Origin of the sequence: Alkalihalobacillus trypoxylicola, from assembly GCF_001590785.1 — a bacterium.
Classification (GTDB): Bacteria; Bacillota; Bacilli; order Bacillales; family Bacillaceae_D; genus Alkalihalobacillus; species Alkalihalobacillus trypoxylicola.
This window is the reverse complement of the sequence record NZ_LTAO01000001.1, coordinates 597,933-616,733: the sequence shown is the minus strand read 5'-3', so window position 1 is coordinate 616,733 and position 18,801 is coordinate 597,933. Positions and strand designations below refer to the sequence as shown.

Sequence of the window (18,801 nt, the reverse complement as noted above, 5' to 3'; positions counted from 1 at the left end):
GGTAAAAAAATGAATGTTCAATTAGATTCAATAGAATTACCAAATATACCAGAGCAAGACTTTAATATAATCGACGAAGGTGCTAAGTACGGTGATGTTTTTAACAATCAAAAAAGCATACAGGATACGATTAATAAATGTGCTCAGCATGGTGGAGGAAGGGTACTGATCCCTGCTGGAATATGGGTGACGGGACCCCTGCAGTTAAGAAGTAAGGTTAATCTTCATTTAGAAAAAGGAGCTACTTTATTATTTCATTCTCATTTTGAACAATATCCACTTATCTCTTCTAGCTTTGAAGGGGAACCAACCATTAGGTGTCAATCGCCCATTGATGGAGAAAATTTAGAAGATATTTCTATTACAGGTGCAGGAGTTATTGATGGTGGGGGAGAAGCTTGGAGACCAGTAAAAAAATTTAAGATGACCGAAAAACAATGGGTAAACTTAATAGGAAAAGGTGGAGTGATAGCGAAAAATAGCAATCAAGAGGAAGTGTGGTGGCCATCAGAGGCTGCCTATAAAGGTTCAAAAATAATCGAGCAATTAAAAGCAACGAAACAAGATGTAGAAAGCTATCAGGAAATTCGCGAATTTTTACGGCCGAATTTAATCAGTTTAAGAAAGTGTAAACGAATTTTATTAGACGGTCCCACTTTTCAGCAATCTCCCGCTTGGAATATCCATCCTTGGTTTTGTGAGAATGTCACTGTCCGAAACGTGCATGTGAAAAATCCATGGTATTCGCAAAACGGGGATGGAATAGATATTGAATCTTGTAAAAATGTTTTAGTAGAACATTCCATTTTTGATGTTGGTGATGATGCGATTTGTATTAAATCAGGCAAAAATGAAATAGGAAGGCGATTAAACACACCGAGCGAAAATATATGGATTCAGCATTGTAAAGTGTTTCATGGACATGGTGGATTTGTAGTGGGGAGCGAAATGTCAGGAGGAGTAAAAAACGTTTCGATTTCTCATTGTCAATTTTATGGAACGGATACGGGATTAAGGTTTAAAAGCTCGAGAGAAAGAGGGGGTTTAGTAGAAAATCTTCATATTGCAAATATTACAATGGTAAATATTCAAAAAGAAGCTATTGTTTTTCAAATGGATTATGAGCAAGAGGGACAAGCTGCAAAAGAATATAAAGTAACGGAAAAAACACCAACATTTAGAGAAATAGAGTTTAAAAATATTGTTTGTCATCATGCTGGTTATAGTCTTATGATGAAAGGCTTAAAAGAGAATCGACTTGAAGGTATTCGTTTTGAACAATTAAACGTAAAGGCAAAAAAAGGAGTTTTATTATCTAACTGTAAAGATATTGAGTTTATCAATTGTTCATTTGAAACAGACGAAACTCAAAAGAATTGGTTAATCTCCAACTGTGACCTTGTTCAAACGACCAACGTTTTATTAAATAATCAATTCATCTAACTAAATATGACATTTAATTGTCCATGTTTGTAGGTAAGATTTTGTATTTTAATCTCATTCTTCAAATGAGGGTTGTCATGGCTTTCCTCCCCCTTTTATAATAGAAATAAGGGGGTTTTTTTGTGAAAAAAATATACATATTAAGCTTTGTACTTCTTGCTTTACTTTTAACAGCTTGTTCATCACAAGCGTATAATGAACAAAAAGAGCTTGCCTTTAAGGCAATCGACGAAGAACGTTATGAAGATGCTAAAGATGCTTTATTATTAGCAATAGAAAAAAAGGATCAGGAAGAGGATCACCTTATTCTAGAAACAGTCGAGAAAATGATGACCTTAATAGAAAACTATCATAATGGTCTTTTTGAAGAGGCTAATCTTCTTGCGGAGGAAATAGAAAATATAGAATCCGAGTCGGACGAAATAGAGCTTTTAAGAAATCAAGCAGAAGAATGGAAAGTTCGTTTATTAGTTCTAGAAACACAATGGAACGAGTTAGGAGATTTGATTGAACAATTAAGAGAGCTTTTATCTCAAAAAAATTATGCAGCAGCAAAGCAACAATTAAATGAATATGAAAATCCAGAACAGTCACACGCGGTTTTAGATGAATTACTAGGTGAGCTAAGTGAGCTCGAAGAAAAAATAGAACAAGAATTAAATCAAGAAAACACTCAAGAAACAGAGAGTGAAAGTAATCATACAGAATCAGACAAAAATCAACAAGAGGATGAAAAGGAAAAAGAAGAAGAAGTGGAACAGGATACGGTTTCTGGAAATCAAGACTATGAGGCTCCTCCTGGAGGTTTAACGATGGACGAGGCAACCAATTTAGTAGCTGATTTTGCAGGAGTTTCTAACCATCAGACGGTACAGGTACAATTTGACCATGAGAATAGTGAAGGTCATTGGGTGTTTCAGGTTTTTGAAGTCGTTATTGATAATCCAGATACCAATGAAGGTCATAGTGCTACATGGGGTTGGTATGTGGTTAACCCTAGTAATGGTGAAATATATGATTTGATGAATTAACTAGATAAAGAGCCCTATTTTATTAAATTGGGCTCTTTATAAATAGCGGTATGGAATAAGACGCATAAATAGGAACGTGGTAGATGTATCGAGTTGGCGTTCACTGCGCCATCTTCTTGTTCGATGAGCAGACGCTAATAAGCAGCGGACCTCGGCATTCATTGACTGAATTTCATCATTGCTCTATAAGTAAACGGAACCGAACGTTTATTAAAAATATGTCTTGAATGTTTTTGAATTTACTTGTTGATTGTAACGGTAGGTAGTGACTCCCGAAGGAGCAGCGCCGTTTGAAGATTCACTCTGACGAAGCTCAGCGTAGTCAGAGTTAGCTGAAGACAAGCCCTTGGGAAAGCATCTACCTAAAGTGAAAATCAAAAACCTAATCGTTCTGTTTTCATTATAAGATATGCATTATGAAATGGATTCAGAATTTCCAAATGGACCCTCCTTTTGATTAAAAGGGAGGGTCCTGATTTTGGTTTGAGTCTTCACTCAAAACATACCTATATATTTATTGATACGTTTTATTCTAATTCGGTTTTAATTAATAATGAAGGAATTTTAAACAAACAGGGTTAGGTATGGAAATTTCCTTTTCTGTTTTTGTTAATGCTCCAGATTCTGTATCTCGAGTGTACAACACAACATTATCGCTATCTTTATTTGCGACAAATACGTATTTTTCTGTAGGATCGAGTGTGAAATCACGTGGGTGTTCTCCACCGCTTGTTACAGCAGAAGAAAAATCTAATTCCCCGGATTCTTTTACTTTAAAAATATAAATACTGTCATGTCCACGATTGGAAGCATATATATAATGTCCATCAGAAGTAATTTGGATAGCTCCGCCTGTATTATCCCCTAGAAAATCCTCTGGTAAAGTAGAGATCGTTTGAATCAGTGTGAATGTTCCATAATGGTATTCAAAAACGAGTATTTCTGAGCTTAATTCTCCATTTACATAAGCAAATTTTCCATTAGGATGGAAGGTGATATGACGTGGACCAGTTCCGGGTTTGACTTTTATTTCTTCCTTTAATTTAAGCTCATTTTCGGTTACATCATATACATACAAAGAGTCAGCTCCTAAATCAGCAGATACTATAAACTGACCATCAGGCGTTACTCCAGCAAAGTGAGCATGTGCTTTTTCCTGACGTTCTTCAATTGGACCAGAACCAGTATGTTTGACGGATGATGAATGTTCACTTAGTGCTCCATCTGGAGTTAGTGTATAGGCATCAACTTGGCCTTTGTGATAATTGGCTGATAATAGCAATCCACTCTTTGAATGAAGACTTACGTGACAAGGGTTTGCTCCTTCTTCAACGAGCCCATTTAAATAATCTAATGAATGATTTTCAGAAATAGAGAAGGCAGCAACTCCTCCACCTTGTACATTTTTTGCAACGGCATATAAATGTTCATTATTGGGGCTAATCGTTAAATAGGTGGGAGCCTCTATTTCGGCTGCTAATTCTGGAAGTTCAATATTGCCACTAGTAGGGTCAAAGGTAAAGCGGTAAATTCCTTTACTTTCTCCATTCGTATATGTTCCAACAAAAGCTGTTAACTGACTCATATTTTCACCTCACTTGAAATTTTACAACAAATTCACTATATCATAATCAAAATAGAAGCAAAACTAATAGATATGAAATGAAGAACAATTTCTGCTTGTTCCTTTTTTTTACATCCTATATACTTCATTTATACTAGTAGAAATCGAGAGGAATGAGGGTCATACATAATAAATCAGTACTGATTACCTTGTTATCTGCTTTATTCATTCATTTAGTTCTTCTAATGTCATCGTTTACACCTATCATCGAATATGGAGAAAGAATCGATACATTTGGAAATGTAGAAATGTGGGTAGCGATAGTCTTTATCAGTCTTTTATACATCACCTGCTTTGCATTATATAATCTAGGACTAAATTTTATGAAGTACATCATGGCTGTATTTTGTGGAATAGGGATTTTAATGATGTCAATTATTTTTATAGCTCTATGCATGAATATTTTTGTTTTTAATAATAGTTCTGATAGTATCATTATAACGATGGTCTTTTGTACAGTAAGTATTTTCGTAAATATCATGTGGTTTAATATAGTCTTATCATCACCATCAGGAGAAGAAAAAGCAGAGTACTATATGTAAGGTTCTCATGAATGTTTTATAAAATTAAATAAATGGAGTGATGAATGTTGATACATGCGAAAGAGGTATTAGCTGATCAACTATTGGGAAATTCCAATGATCAGGGTTGGTATTTATCGTTTGAACAAGCTATTGAAGGTGTTACAGAAGAAGAAGCCTTTTACAAGCTTCATTCAGATAGTCATAGTATAGCGCAAATTATTGTACATCTAATTTATTGGAATGAAACTTGGCAAAAACGATATAAAAGTAGAGATGTAGCAGCTGTTGCCCCTTTGAAAGATAATGCCGAAAGTTTCCTTATGAAGGAAGAGTTGACCCTTTCTTGTTTAAAGGAAAAACTATTAGAGGTACTCCTACAATGGCAAGAGCTATTGGATGAAGAGCAATTAGAGTTAGAGGTTAAAGGGTTCCCTGTGTCCATATCGGCAAAATGGTGGGGAGTATTAGCTAATTGTACAACTCATAATGCGTATCATATTGGTCAAATCGTTTATATAAAAAAATATTTAAAAGCTCGTTATGAATGAGGGGGCCAAAATTGAATATTCGTTTCGTACAAAGTGATGACTATCCTAAAATTATTGCTGTATTAAATGAGTGGTGGGGTGGACGAAATATGAAAGATAAGCTGCCACGGTTGTTTTTTGAGCATTTTCAAAATACTAGCTACATAATGGAAAAGGATGGAGAACTTATTGGCTTTATAATCGGTTTTCTATCTCAAAGCCAATCGGAAAAAGCTTATATACACTTTGTGGGAGTTCATCCTAATTATAGACAACTAAAAATAGGTAAAAGATTGTATGAGCATTTTATTCATAATGTGAAGGAAAGTGGAGTAAAAACATTACATTGTATTACTTCTCCCATTAATAAAGGTTCGATCGCTTATCATCAAAAATTAGGCTTTTCAATCGTAAAGGGAGACGCTATCGAAGACGGGATTTCAATTCATTCTCATTATGACGGGGTCAATGAGAGCAGAGTCGTTTTTGCTAAACATATTTAATACGGAGAAATAGACTAAGTTTAGTGGGAAAGTCATCAACGGATGATCTTACCCACTATCTTTTTTATTGGCAGTTCGAGGAATACTTAGAAGCATGTAAACGGACAACAGGAAGCGCATGCCAACACAATCTCATTCCCTTCATATGAGAAGGATAATGTACATCCAACTGATGTCTATCAACATCTTCGAGCGGATACTCCAGGGAGATGAAGTGTTCCTCAATCTATGACGTTCTTTATTCAAACGAATTGTCCCGTTCTCATTTTCCATTTAAAAAGAGTGTTCTAGTCTCATCCTTACCCATTCAGATATTTCACAGGCTACGTCGAATGATGGTTTCGAAGATGTATCAATGGTTGGCATTGGCGGGTTAAAAATTTGATCCGATACTTCTATTAAACGATTGGCAAAGTGGATATAATTTTTAATGGAGTAGCATTTAAATAATAAAGTATGAACTTTACAGCAGAGTAAAGTTAGCAATATAAAGGTACAAAACAACATAACTTAAAAGTAAGAAAAAAATAAAAAGTACGGTTTTGACAGGAGCAAATTGTAAGCTAGAACTAGTGTCTCCTGAAGGAGTTCGTTTCCAATGGTAGAAGGCTAAATCAGCAAAAATATAGACAAAATTGAAAAATAAAGAACCACCAATTATAAAATTTGCAAGAGTAATGTTTTTAATAAAATAATAAATACTAAATGCAGCGATAAGGAAAATAACAGATTGAAGAATGAAGCCTCCCATAATAAATAAAAAAGAATGCTTACCTTCAGGATCATAAGTAAAGTAGGTTTGCACAAAACGACCTTTTTCATCATTTGGTTTTATCCAGTCCTTATTTTGCGCTCTTAAGGCAACATGAGGAGGGTTATGAAACAATCTGATTCTTATATTTTCTTTAGGGATATTAACGATAAAACGCCCCATCATATAATGGCCTAGCTCATGAGTGAAAACATGAAAAAATAATAGAAGATAACCATATAAAATCCATATTATAATATTCAAAGGGAACCCCCATTTTATTTCATGATATTCATAATGTTAACATAAATAGGTAAATATGGTCTTTAACATATTTAAATTCGTTATTTTTTTGAAGGGCGAGTAAGTTTATGTAGGTAGTAGTCCATTTATGGAAACAATAAAAAAGTCTAACCTTAAAGAAGGTTAGACCCTAAAGCAGAAGAGCAATGCTTACAAATGGTATATTTTTTACTTTGCAGCTGCTCAATTATGTGAGAATCGTTTGTATCTTCTCTTGATATAATTGATCTGTGGTTACACATATCATTAATAAAGGTTGATTTATGAATAACTTTATCTTTATGATCAATTATAAAGGTGGTCATATATATCACCTCAGCCCCTTAGATACATTATAACAAGGAAAGAGGTGAAAATGCTTTAAGAATGAATATATATAGAATTTTCCATATTTGGATAGAGTCTAAATCTTATTTTCAATCGATCCATATTCGTTTAATATTTGACGAAATCGATGAAAGTCTTAATACGTAAACGTCTGGATTACTTAAGCCTTTCCATTCCTTAAAACCAAAGTCTTGATCATAATGATGTAATAATAACGAAATAACCCCGCCATGTGCAACGATTACACTATTTTTAGATTGACTTGTCACAATGTCATGAATAACATTTATCATTCGCTTCTTAGCATCGTTACTCGATTCTCCACCCTTGTACGTTAAATCCATATGGTTGAAGGTTGCTTCCAGTTTATCCATCCAATCTGAAAAATGCATGGAACTAAGGATACGTTCGCTTAATCGATGATCGACTTCAATTTCTATATTTTTGTTCGTAGCAAAAGGTTGAATCGTTTGAAGAGCACGTAAAAATGGACTGGAAATAACTCGATCCACTTCAACATCAGATAAAAAGTCAGCTAAATCATTTGCCTGATTGAACCCGTCCTCAGTTAATGTTGATTCGGGAGATTGTCCTTCAGCTTCACAGTGCCTTATGATGTAAATGTTTTGATCCATACATCCTCCTTAAATAAAATCTTACTAGGCAAAATTTGCACACTTAATCTTCTCAGCTCTTTTAATACTTTCTTTTAAATAATCAGGAGCATTAGGGTGTTCAAATACTTGTTGAGCTGTCATCCAATGGACTGACTCTACTTCATTAGTACTTTTTGCTATTGCCTTTCCATTGTCATATTCGCATAGAAATACTATATCTACGACACTTTCACCCGTATCTGATATAAAAGATGTACTGTGTACGTATTTTAAAGGTTCCTTTACCTTTATATCTACTTCTTCATTTATTTCACGCTTTAGCGTTCTTTCTAATATAGAGGGAAAATTACCTTCCATTTCAACCTTGCCACCAACTAGAGATAGTAAACCAGCGGCATGTGTTTCTTTTATACTTCGCTCGATAATCAACCATTTGTCTTTTTTTAATATAGCTCCCTCGACATTTACAATAAACATAATCCTAACCTCCGTTAACCATATAAAAAATGGTTTAAGTAAATGCTGAAAAATAATATAAGGAATTTCAATATAGATTTTTATGGTAATTGCCTGAAGTTTAATATCTAATGAGGAACATAAAGAAAATAATTAAAGGAGAATGACTTTGTAAGTTTTTTTAATAGGTTTCTTAAGGGAATAAGCAATACCTTTGCGTAATGATTCAAATGGGTATTTTTGCGATGAATAAAAAGGATAGTTCTTCTGTAAGACAAGAGTATATGGATGTTTGATTATGTATGGAGTAAACAAGAGCAAAAGTAGCTGTTGGTTACTCCTCATGAATTATGAAATTAACAAAAGTAAAAAATGGTCAGCTTAGCAACTTGGTTTTTTCTTTTTGAAATTCCTCGTCTGTAATGGCACCCATATCTAATAATTCTTTTAGCTCTTTAATTTTAGAGTAATTGCTTTGTGCATCTGATACCACTGAGTTTTGAGATTGTCTAAATGCTGAAATAGCATGATTTGTTGCATCTACAAAAGGTTGGACCGTTTCTTTTAAACAATTTTTAATTTGAAATTTATCTGCACCGTCCCAGATATGAATTTCACCAAGCAAGAGACCGCGTTTTTGGGCAATTGAGTTAATTTTATTTAAAGCAATCTCTTTTTGTTTTAAACCATAAATCATACCTTTGTCCAAGAAAATAATACGAGTATTTGTGCAAACGACTAACCAAGTATTATTTTCCATTAATCCACTAGTTGCATATTGGATGATTTCATCATCGTGTAAAATATTTGGAAGCTCTTTAATTTCTTTTTTCGTACCAAATGTATCGTTAACTCCGACCTCTTTAAAACGAGCCAAAATCGATTCTTGAGTATGCATGTCTCTCCTCCTTTTAGATTAATTATACCGTTTATTTTAAGAGGGAATCAATAAAATCCTCTAAAGCTAGTGTGAGATTAGAACAAAATGAGAGTAGCTTTTTATGATGAATGATTCGAATTAAAAACGAGACTCCTATTAAAAATGCAACGAAGGAAGTATGCTTATTAGAAAACACAAAAAGGGGCTGTGACAATACCTCTCGAATGAATGATTCCGCTATTTTGGCCCGTATGTTCGCTCCCAAAAGACACTTCGCGTCCGGTGGGGTGGCGCCGAACTAACTTTTTTTAAAGTGGATTTCGGCATGGCCACTTCCTCCCACTGGAGTCTCCGTGTCTTGTGTCCGCTAGCTTAAGCCTTTTATATGTAATCTAAACTTTCAAAATAACCGTCCTTTTTTCACAGTGAGGAGGACAACCTTAGTCGGTTCTTTTTATATGCAGGAAATTAGTCCCTTTTTGTTGAAATACTCCACTTAATTCATTAGTAGAAGAAGATAGACAAGAATTGAATATTGAAATTAAATAAGGCATCCAATTGGGTATCTTTTTTATATTATTAAAGGAGGTGTCAATATTTGTAGAGGGAGTTGAGGGAAGTGAAATAACAAAGGCCTTAAAACCAAAAAAGAAATGCCATAAGACAAGTTGTCGTAACCTTACTAGAGAAAAGTATTGTCTTGAGCATATTCACTTATCGGAAGAAGATAAAAAGATTCGTCATCAATACTATGACCGAAATAAGAGTGACCAGAAAGCCAAAGCCTTTTATAATTCAAAGCCATGGTAATTAACCAAAGAAGCTACTTTAAGGCGAGACTTCTATTTATGTCAGCATTGTTTAAGGAATAAGAAGATGAAGTCAGCAGATATGGTCCATTATAGTAAAATAGTCAAGTCCTTCTAGCTTTTGCGTTTAGTTCTAAAAAAATGTTCGTATGAAAATCAAATTCGTATCAAATTAGGATCAAATGCCTATTTAGTCAAGAATAGGGAAAAAATAAAAATAAAAAAACCCTTATATACAAAGGGTTTCAAGTATGACCCGTACTGGGTTCGAACCAGTGACCTCCACCCTGTCAAGGTGGCGCTCTCCCAGCTGAGCTAACGGATCAAGTTAAAGTTGTCGTGACAATATTTATATTATATGAATCTCTGATAACTTTGTCAACATAAATTCTAATGAGATAGAAAACGGTTCATTTGTTTCATACTCCTTTCCGTAGATTTTTGTCAGCATTTCTTTTGGTGGAAAAGATTTGTGTTTCTACTTCAAGCCTTCTTACTTAATCCTTTAATTAGTTAGTGATAAAATAAAAAGGACTCAAATGACAAAGGAGAAAAGGTTTATGCCTAATTATGTTTTTCTTGTGGTTTTTATACTGATATATTCTTTAATCTGTTTTTATATTGCTTACAACGGATGGGTTTGGTTAAAGGCAGCTTTTTCTTTTCGTTATAAAAAAACATATAGTTTCTTAATAGCTGGTCTGTCATCTGCGCTTTTTATTTCTTATTTTATTCCCTCGTTCTTTTTAGAAGTAATAGGTGGGTTCTGGATGGCGATTGTCGGTTATAGTATGATTATTTTACCGTTAGCAAACGTGCTTTATTTTTTATTTAAAAGAAGGAATACTTTGAAAATAGGCCTTGGCTTTACCATTTCTGCTTTTTTTATTTTTGTTTTAATCTACGGTTCTTATAATGCTTGGTCACCCGTTGTTCGAGAGTATGAAGTTTCCTTAAATGAGCAGTTTGATGAATGGCAGGGAGAAGAAATGCGAATATTATTCGTAGCAGATCTTCATTTAGGAAATGTAATAGGAGAACGCCACTTACAGAGACTTGTTGATATTACAAGTAGGGAAAATCCAGATCTGATTTTTTTAGGTGGAGATATTATTAACGATAATATTTCTCCATTTCAGGAAAATGAATTATTAGATGTCATTTCAAAAATGCAAGCACCACTAGGGGTATTTGCAGTTCCGGGTAATCATGATTATTACGGTGGAGATCTGTTATTGCTTCGAGATGAAATGGTTACAGCGGGCTTTCATTTTCTAATGGATGAGGTTGTAACGATAGAGGATACTATGTCAATTATTGGTAGACATGATTATAGTAATGAAGAACGAAAAAGTATTCAAGAGCTCACGAGCGAGATAGTAGATGATGAGCTACCGATTTTTATTATTGACCATCAGCCCCGTGAAATTGATGTAGCTGAAGAAGCAGGAGCGCATTTTATTTTCTCTGGACATACTCACAGAGGTCAATTAATGCCAGCTAATTTAATTACTTCAGCATTATTTGAAAATGATTGGGGACATTTACAGAGAAATCAGCTCCATTCATTTACGACATCAGGCTTTGGTTTTTGGGGACCTGCATTGCGGATTGGAAGCCGTTCCGAAGTGATGATGATTACCGTAACCTATTAATCAATTATGATTTTTAATTCTTTCGAATAGCATTTGTCTCCTTGGGGATAACATTAATAATGTTAGAAAATAAGGAGAATATGATGATGCAATATGATTGTGCGATTATAGGAGCAGGACCGGCAGGACTAGAGGCAGCCTTAACATTAGGCAGAGCAAGAAGGACCGTTATTATTTTTGATAACGATACGAATCGAAACAAAGTCACACGAGAAGCCCATGGATTTATTACAAGAGATCAAATAAGCCCCTCTACATTTAGAGAATTGGGCAAAAGAGACTTAGCCAACTATAGTAATATTCATTATATGAATGCAACGGTAGAAGCAATCACTCAATCCAACGGCTCCATTTTTGAGGTTAAAACTAAAGAGAAGAGTTATCACGCAAAAAGATTAATTCTTGCTACAGGAATGCACGAATCGTACCCCGAAGTTCCAGAGATTCAGTTATTTTATGGAAAGAGCTTGTTCAGCTGTCCATATTGTGACGGCTGGGAACTGCAAGATAAGCCGCTAATCATCATAGCGGATGGGGACGAGCATGCTCTTCATTTAACAAAGGTCGTTTATCATTGGTCAAAGGAATTAATGGTGGCAACGAATGGATATCCAATAAGTAATGAAATAAAAGAGGTTTTAAAACATAAGAAAATACCTTTTTATGAAGAAAAAATCAAAAAGTTACATGGTGATGATGGTTATTTAACTGAAGTAGAATTAAAATCTGGCGAAAAACTTAAAAGAAGTGGTGGATTTATTGCGCCCTTATTTTTTCGAGCAAATTCATTTGCACAACAGCTTGGCTGTGAATTAAAATCAGATTTAGAAATAGATACGGATATTTTAGGAAGGACTTCGGTAAAAAATATTTACGCGGCAGGAGAAGGTCAAGAATTAGCGCCCTCCTCACTCATTTTGTCAGCTGCTGATGGCTATAAAGCTGCTTATGGAGCCAATTCAGATATGATTGAAGAAGAATTTTAAATAAAAAAAGTAACCTTATATTGAAAACAAAACTCCTTTGATAAATATGCAAAGGAGTTTTTACGTTTTTTTCGTCTTTTTTGTTATTGATGATACTTTTAGATTATCTTTTGTCCTTATTACTGGTACAGCACTGATTATGTTCGAATAGGCTATATTATTCTTTTACACCTTTTGATTATATGGCGCTTTTTTTACTCTAATAGAGGGATTATTTAATTGCAATGAGCCCTATTCCTTTAGGTTTGTACTGGTTGAAGTCAACTGGGTTCGTTCGACATCCTCTGGAAACGGTGCCTTCCCCTTTAGCCTGTGGGAAGCGAATTTACAAGCAACTCTTTTAGGTGAAGTGTTTGTAGTTAATCGTCGATTGGTGTGTTTTTTTGAATAAAAAATAAGAGGATTATAGGAATTAATGTAGAAAGTGATCGTGGAGATGTTTGTTAAAGTCGTAAGATGGAAGGTAGGATTTATAAATTGGAATCTTTGAAAAATAGGTTAGAAAATAAAAAAAAGAATTTATTATTTACATCCAAACAAGAGCAACAGCAATTTTTTAAACATTTTAGAGATACGGAAGAATATGAGAATATTCGAAATGAGATGATTTCGGAAGCAGAGCGATTGATTAAAGAGCCAAACCCAGAGTTAACTTTTTCATTATTTGACATGTTTTATACGAAAGGCTCACGTACTGAGTATGAACGTACCTATTTTTTGAAAAGAAGACGTTTAAATACTTTTGCGATTATGCTTTTACTTAATCCAGATAATGCAACTTTTAAAGATGCACTGCAAAATGTGATTTGGTCAATCTGTTTGGAATATACATGGTGTTTACCAGCTCATACCAAAAAAGAGGAAGGAATAGAAAATACTTATACGATCGATTTATTTGCTGCAGAAACGGCTTTTTCGTTATGTGAAATTAAAGAGTTATTAAAAGAGGTACTAGATCCATTTATTCTCCAATATGTGTCACATGAGGTAGCCAAAAGAGTACTGCAACCGTTCTTGAAGCAAAAGCCCTTTTTTTGGGAAAGTGCTGATCATAATTGGGCTGCTGTATGCGGAGGGGCAGTAGGAGCAGCAGCTTTATATGAAATAGAGGACCCTGTTCAATTAACACAAATACTAGAGAGAGTTTTGCCAGCATTAGAACATTACAAAGAAGGCTTTAATGAAGATGGTGCTTGTTTAGAGGGCTATGTGTATTGGGAGTATGGTTTTGGTTATTTCGTTTATTTTGCTGATTTACTTCTAAAAAAAACAAATCAAAAAATTAATTTATTTTCTGATGATAAAATCCATCAAATTGCGCTCTTTCAACAAAAAGCCTTTTTGTCTGGAAATTTTTTAGTAAACTTTTCTGATTCTAGTCAATGTAAGGGAGTATTTCTAGGCTTATCACATTATTTGAATGAGAAATTTCCTGATATTGATGTTCCAAAATCAAACTTAAGAGCCTCATTTGATGAGGATCATTGTAGTCGATGGGCGCCAGCGATAAGAAATATTATTTGGTATCAACCGGAGAAAAAAGGAGAAAATTGGCGTAATCAAAGCTATTACTTAGAAACTTCACAATGGTTTATTTCTAGATTTGAGCTTAAAAATGAAAAATATGCATTTGCAACAAAAGGAGGACATAATAACGAGCCTCATAATCACAACGACTTAGGCCACTTTATTTTACATGGAGCCGGTCAAACCTTTTTAACAGATCTAGGAAGTGGGTTATACACAAAGGATTACTTTGGTAAGAAACGTTATTCTTATATGGTTAATCATTCATTTGGACACTCAGTTCCGATATTTAATGGAGAAGGCCAAAAAGAGGGATACAACTATCAGGCTAAGCTGAACGAAGTCGACATTCAAGCTGAACAAGATTCCTTAAAAATAAATATGACGAATGCATACCCTGATGAAATTTTAAAAGAGTATATCAGAACCTATACTCTGCAAAAAAGAAAGGGAATATTAATTTTGAATGATCAGTTTACGATTTCTAGTAAGTACTTAGATAAAAAACTGGTTGAACGATTTATTACACCCATTAAAAATATTAGTCGAGTGGAAAAAGGACTTTTATTAAAAAGTGAACATTCAGTTGATTTACTTATTACTTTTGATTATTCATTATTATCACCACATTGGACGCCTTTAGAGTTTATGAATCATCAAGGAGTAAAAGAAACTGCGTATGCTATTGATTTAGTCTCAACTATTACTAAGCAAGAAATGGATAGAAAAATAGAATTTCATTTTATAAATTAAAGTAAAATTTTTATAATTATCTGAAAAAGGTATTGACTTTTTCTTCCTAAAAATAGTATATTTGTTTTTGAAATCGGTTTCAAAAAATTGAGGTGTAGTTATTGATTGTTAAAAAGGATGTCACCATTTATGATATAGCGAAATCAGCTAATGTATCTCCAGCTACTGTATCAAGAGTCTTAACAAGTAATCCTTTAGTTAAAGAGAGCACGAGACAAATGGTGTTAGATAAAATGAGAGAGTCAGGTTTTACTCCCAATGAGTCAGCGAGAAGCTTAACCAAAAAGCAGACAAATTTAATTGGTTTTATATTACCTGATATCTCTAATCCCTTTTTTTCACAAGTGTTTATTGAGTTTGAGAGGTTAGCTTTGGAAAAGGGTTTTACGGTTTTACTTCGAAATTCAATGGATAATAGTGAAATTGAAGCCATTCATTTACGAGAATTTTCGGAAAGAAGAGTAGAGTGTATTATTTTCATGGGGGGAAGAATTAATAAGGCAAAGCCAGAAAAGAAAGAATTAGAAGAAATGTCTACCGTTATGAAAAGAGTCCCCATTATTATGGTGAATGGAAAAATGAAAGGAATGAATGGTTATAATGTCAGAACGGATGAAGTAGGTGGGATTGAGGCCGCAATTGAGTATTTATTGGCATTAGGTCATCGTAAAATAGCCTACTTAGGTGAAAAAAAAGGGGTTACGGCTACTGATATAAAGATAGCTACTTATAAAAAAACACTGAAGAAAAATCAAATTAGTATTGTACCCAAGTGGCAAATATATTCGGATTTTAATATTGAAGGTGGTCGAAAGGCAACGAGAACTTTATTAGAAAGCGACCAGCTACCGACAGCTATAATGGGCATGAATGATTTAGTGATTTATGGGGTGTTAAAAGAATTAAGGATGCAAAATATCCCGATTAGAACTTTTTCCTATGTAGGGTTTGATGATATATTTCTTTCCGATATCGTTTATCCAAGCTTGACGACAGTCAATCATAATTATCAAATTCTATCTATGGAGATGATGAATTTATTTGAGATGATTAAAAAAGGAAAAGAAATTAAAAGGGTAAAGTAATTAAAACACAATTAGTCATAAGAGAATCATGCGAAAGGATTTAAATTTTTTTAAAATAAAATGACACCGGTTTCATAAAGTCCTATAAGGTGAGTTATAGAAAACTATAACGTTAGAGGGGGTTTAAAATTGGGAAAATTCGAAATAATCAAGACAATTTCTCTCGTTATAATCATCTATCTTTTGTGTACTAATACTTCAAATATCTTGGCTGCAGAAGAGACCTTTTCGGGATTAAGCTATGAAGAATATCTTGAAAGCTATCCTGAAAGTATACAACCAGCTAAAACCATCACGATTGATGCTGAACAGTTACAAAAATCTAATCAACTAATTGAAATATATGAAAATGTTGCAGGACAGGACGGTAAAGCAATATATAGTGATGAAGAAGGTGAAATCACTTGGGAATTTTATGTTGAAGATGCGGGTTTTTATCATCTAGAGTTCTATTATTTTCCGGTTGAAGGAAAAGGAATGGATATAGTAAGAGAAATCCATATAAACGGTGAACTACCATTTGACCAAGCAGATTATATTTCATTCAGCCGAATTTGGAAGGACGATGGAACGATCCAAAGAGATGTAAATGATAATGATAGACGTCCTTCTCAAATTGAAGAACCTCAATGGGTAAGGTCATATGTTCAAGATGATATGGGGTTTATAGATGAGCCTTATCTCTTTTATTTTAAAGAAGGGGTCAATACTCTTTCTATAAAATCCATTCAAGATATGATGCTCATCCATCAACTAGTGTTAAAACAAAAACCATTTACTCCTACATACGATGAAAGTTTAATTCAATATGAAGAAAAAAATTATGAAGTGATTTCATTAGAAGAAGATATCATCATTCAAGCTGAACAAGCAAAATATAAATCAGATGCCATGTTGTATCCAACATATGATAGGTCTACTCCTGCAACGATACCGAGTCATCCTTCCAAAATTAGGCTAAATACAATTGGAGGAGAACAGTGGAAAGAAGTCGGTCAATGGATTTCTTGGGAAGTCGATGTTCCGGAAAGTGGATTATATCAATTAGGTGCTAAGTTTTGGCAAAATTTTAAGAGTGGAAGGTATGTAGCTCGTTCCCTAAAAATAAATGGAGAAATTCCTTTCCAAGAGATGAATCGTATTCATTTTAATTATGGTGCTGATTGGGATATTAAGATGTTTGGTGAGGATGAACCATACCTATTTTATTTAGAAGAAGGAATGAATGAAATTCAGCTTGAGGTAGTTCTAGGTGACCTCGCAGAAATGATACAGCAGGTTTCGGATAGTGTATTTCAACTAAACTATGCTTATCGTCAAATGCTCATGATTATAGGAAGCACACCTGATATTTTTAGAGACTATCAATTGGATACGAGAGTACCAGAAGCGATTCAAATCTTAGAGGAACAAAAAATGATTTTAGAGGATGTATCAAATCAACTTGCTAGTAATAGTGGTCAACGAGGAATTACGACCTCTGTACTGGATACGTTAGTTGTGCAATTACAAGGGATGTATGCTCAACCAGAATCGATACCCGACCGGTGGGCGACCTTTCAAGCGAACATTTCATCCTTGGGTGCATGGGTTTTAGAAATGCAAGAACAACCCTTACAACTTGATTATTTATTTGTCACTTCAGAAGAACTAGATAAACCAAAGGCAACAACAGGCTTTCTAGAAAATTCAGTTTATGCAATTCAGTCATTTTTTGCGTCGTTTACTGAAGACTATTCAAGTATTGGTGCACAATCCGATGAGGCCGTAACGGTATGGGTCAATAGTAGAGACTATGGAAATATTATTAATTCTTTAGTAGAAAATGATTTCAATTTAAAGTCTGAGGTTGATGTTAACGTACAAATTGTCGATAGCGAAACTTTATTACCAGCCACTTTAGCAGGTGAAGGCCCTGATGTTGCCTTACAAGTTGGAATAGGAGAACCGGTAAATTATGCGGTCCGGAATGCGGTGGTCGACTTGACAGAGTTTAATGATTTTGACCAGGTTGCTACTCGTTTTTCTGAAAGCGCTTTAGTACCCTATCAGTTTAATGAAGGAGTTTATGCGCTCCCGGAAACCCAAACGTTTCCGATGATGTTTTATCGTACCGATATTTTTGATGAACTAAATATTGAAGCACCTAACACATGGGAAGATTTATATCGAATTATGCCTGATATTCAAAAAAATAATATGAACATTGGAATTCCGATTAATGGAGTGACGGGTACTGGATCGGTACAAGGAATTGAATCAACCTTGAGCTCTTATACTATGTTTTTATATCAAAATGAAGGCGAACTCTATACCCGAGAAGGAGAACGTTCACTAGTTGATGAGGAAGAATCTATTAATGCTTTTAGGAAATGGACATCACTTTATGTGAATTATTCTATCCCTGTTCTATATGATTTCGCTAATCGATTAAGAACAGGTGAGATGCCAATTGGAATTGCAGATTATTCTACTTATAATTATCTATCTGTCTTTGCACCTGAATTAAGAGGAATGTGGGAAATGGTACCAGTTCCAGGCACGATTCAATCGGATGGGACCATCAATCGAGCAGTAAGTAGCTCTGGTGTTAGTAGTATTATTTTGAAAACCTCTGAAAAGAAAGAAGAGTCCTGGGAATTTATTAAATGGTGGACTTCAGCAGAAGTGCAGGCTAAATTCGGTAAGGAATTAGAAAGTATTATCGGAGTTGCAGCTAGATATGCTAGTGCCAATCAAGAAGCAGCTGAATTATTAGGATGGACATCCAGTGTCTATAGGAACTTATTAGAGCAGTGGGATTGGGTTGTCGGAAACCCTGAGGTACCAGGTGGTTATTTTACTCCTAGGCACATAGAAAATGCTTTTCGAAAAGTATATAACGACTTAGATGACCCAAGAGAAACCATTTTAGATTATACCCAAATTATCAACTTAGAAATTGAACATAAAAGAAAAGAATTTGGTTTAGACCAATAACTGGGGAGAAGGGACGTTTTT

15 protein-coding genes and 1 tRNA gene are annotated in these 18,801 nt (G+C 34.3%); 10 read left to right on the top strand and 6 right to left on the bottom strand.

Annotated features, from left to right (window positions below; translation table 11 throughout):
• Window positions 1–9 precede the first annotated feature (9 nt).
• Entirely contained in the window at window positions 10–1,443 is a 1,434-nt protein-coding gene (locus tag AZF04_RS02895; RefSeq protein ID WP_061947460.1) for a glycoside hydrolase family 28 protein, read from the top strand.
• A gap of 122 nt (window positions 1,444–1,565) precedes the next feature.
• On the top strand, window positions 1,566–2,474 hold the full coding sequence (locus AZF04_RS02890) for a hypothetical protein (RefSeq protein WP_061947459.1): 909 nt from the start codon (window positions 1,566–1,568) through the stop codon (window positions 2,472–2,474).
• 547 nt (window positions 2,475–3,021) lie between these two features.
• Here AZF04_RS02890 and AZF04_RS02885 read toward each other — a convergent pair.
• On the bottom strand, window positions 3,022–4,059 hold the full coding sequence (locus AZF04_RS02885; RefSeq protein ID WP_061947458.1) for a lactonase family protein: 1,038 nt from the start codon (window positions 4,057–4,059) through the stop codon (window positions 3,022–3,024).
• A 152-nt stretch (window positions 4,060–4,211) separates the two neighbouring features.
• Here AZF04_RS02885 and AZF04_RS02880 point away from each other — a divergent pair, with 152 nt between their 5' ends.
• Genes AZF04_RS02880 through AZF04_RS02870 form a run of 3 tightly spaced genes read left to right on the top strand, consistent with a single transcriptional unit; the run spans window position 4,212 to window position 5,652 of the window.
• Entirely contained in the window at window positions 4,212–4,640 is a 429-nt protein-coding gene (locus AZF04_RS02880) for a DUF5391 family protein (protein WP_153017199.1), read from the top strand.
• A gap of 47 nt (window positions 4,641–4,687) precedes the next feature.
• Window positions 4,688–5,170 (top strand): DinB family protein, encoded by a 483-nt coding sequence (locus AZF04_RS02875; protein WP_061947501.1) that lies wholly within the window; start codon window positions 4,688–4,690, stop codon window positions 5,168–5,170.
• 11 nt (window positions 5,171–5,181) lie between these two features.
• Window positions 5,182–5,652, top strand: coding sequence for a GNAT family N-acetyltransferase (locus AZF04_RS02870; protein ID WP_045479878.1), 471 nt, complete (start codon window positions 5,182–5,184; stop codon window positions 5,650–5,652).
• Window positions 5,653–6,115: 463 nt separating this feature from the next.
• On the opposite strand, the gene AZF04_RS02865 is transcribed toward AZF04_RS02870, so the two are convergent.
• The 5 genes from AZF04_RS02865 to AZF04_RS02840 all read right to left on the bottom strand — a co-directional run bounded on the left by AZF04_RS02865 (window position 6,116) and on the right by AZF04_RS02840 (window position 10,120).
• Window positions 6,116–6,667 (bottom strand): hypothetical protein, encoded by a 552-nt coding sequence (locus tag AZF04_RS02865; RefSeq protein ID WP_061947456.1) that lies wholly within the window; start codon window positions 6,665–6,667, stop codon window positions 6,116–6,118.
• A 455-nt stretch (window positions 6,668–7,122) separates the two neighbouring features.
• Complete coding sequence (locus tag AZF04_RS02860) at window positions 7,123–7,668, bottom strand: histidine phosphatase family protein (RefSeq protein WP_061947455.1); 546 nt, start codon at window positions 7,666–7,668, stop codon at window positions 7,123–7,125.
• Window positions 7,669–7,692: 24 nt separating this feature from the next.
• Complete coding sequence (locus AZF04_RS02855) at window positions 7,693–8,127, bottom strand: NUDIX hydrolase (protein ID WP_061947454.1); 435 nt, start codon at window positions 8,125–8,127, stop codon at window positions 7,693–7,695.
• 355 nt (window positions 8,128–8,482) lie between these two features.
• Window positions 8,483–9,004, bottom strand: coding sequence for a PH domain-containing protein (locus AZF04_RS02850; protein WP_061947453.1), 522 nt, complete (start codon window positions 9,002–9,004; stop codon window positions 8,483–8,485).
• 1,043 nt (window positions 9,005–10,047) lie between these two features.
• Window positions 10,048–10,120: transfer RNA gene (locus AZF04_RS02840), tRNA-Val, on the bottom strand.
• A gap of 235 nt (window positions 10,121–10,355) precedes the next feature.
• Here AZF04_RS02840 and AZF04_RS02835 point away from each other — a divergent pair.
• From AZF04_RS02835 to AZF04_RS02815, 5 genes are all read left to right on the top strand, one after another.
• Window positions 10,356–11,450: a metallophosphoesterase gene (locus AZF04_RS02835; RefSeq protein ID WP_061947451.1), complete on the top strand. Its 1,095-nt coding sequence runs from the start codon at window positions 10,356–10,358 to the stop codon at window positions 11,448–11,450.
• An 83-nt stretch (window positions 11,451–11,533) separates the two neighbouring features.
• Window positions 11,534–12,436 (top strand): NAD(P)/FAD-dependent oxidoreductase, encoded by a 903-nt coding sequence (locus AZF04_RS02830; RefSeq protein ID WP_061947500.1) that lies wholly within the window; start codon window positions 11,534–11,536, stop codon window positions 12,434–12,436.
• Window positions 12,437–12,913: 477 nt separating this feature from the next.
• Entirely contained in the window at window positions 12,914–14,716 is a 1,803-nt protein-coding gene (locus tag AZF04_RS02825; protein WP_161485252.1) for a heparinase II/III family protein, read from the top strand.
• 101 nt (window positions 14,717–14,817) lie between these two features.
• Complete coding sequence (locus tag AZF04_RS02820; RefSeq protein WP_061947449.1) at window positions 14,818–15,801, top strand: LacI family DNA-binding transcriptional regulator; 984 nt, start codon at window positions 14,818–14,820, stop codon at window positions 15,799–15,801.
• A 129-nt stretch (window positions 15,802–15,930) separates the two neighbouring features.
• A complete protein-coding gene (locus tag AZF04_RS02815; RefSeq protein WP_061947448.1) occupies window positions 15,931–18,780 on the top strand; it encodes an extracellular solute-binding protein in 2,850 nt (949 codons plus the stop codon).
• The last annotated feature ends 21 nt before the right edge of the window (window positions 18,781–18,801 follow it).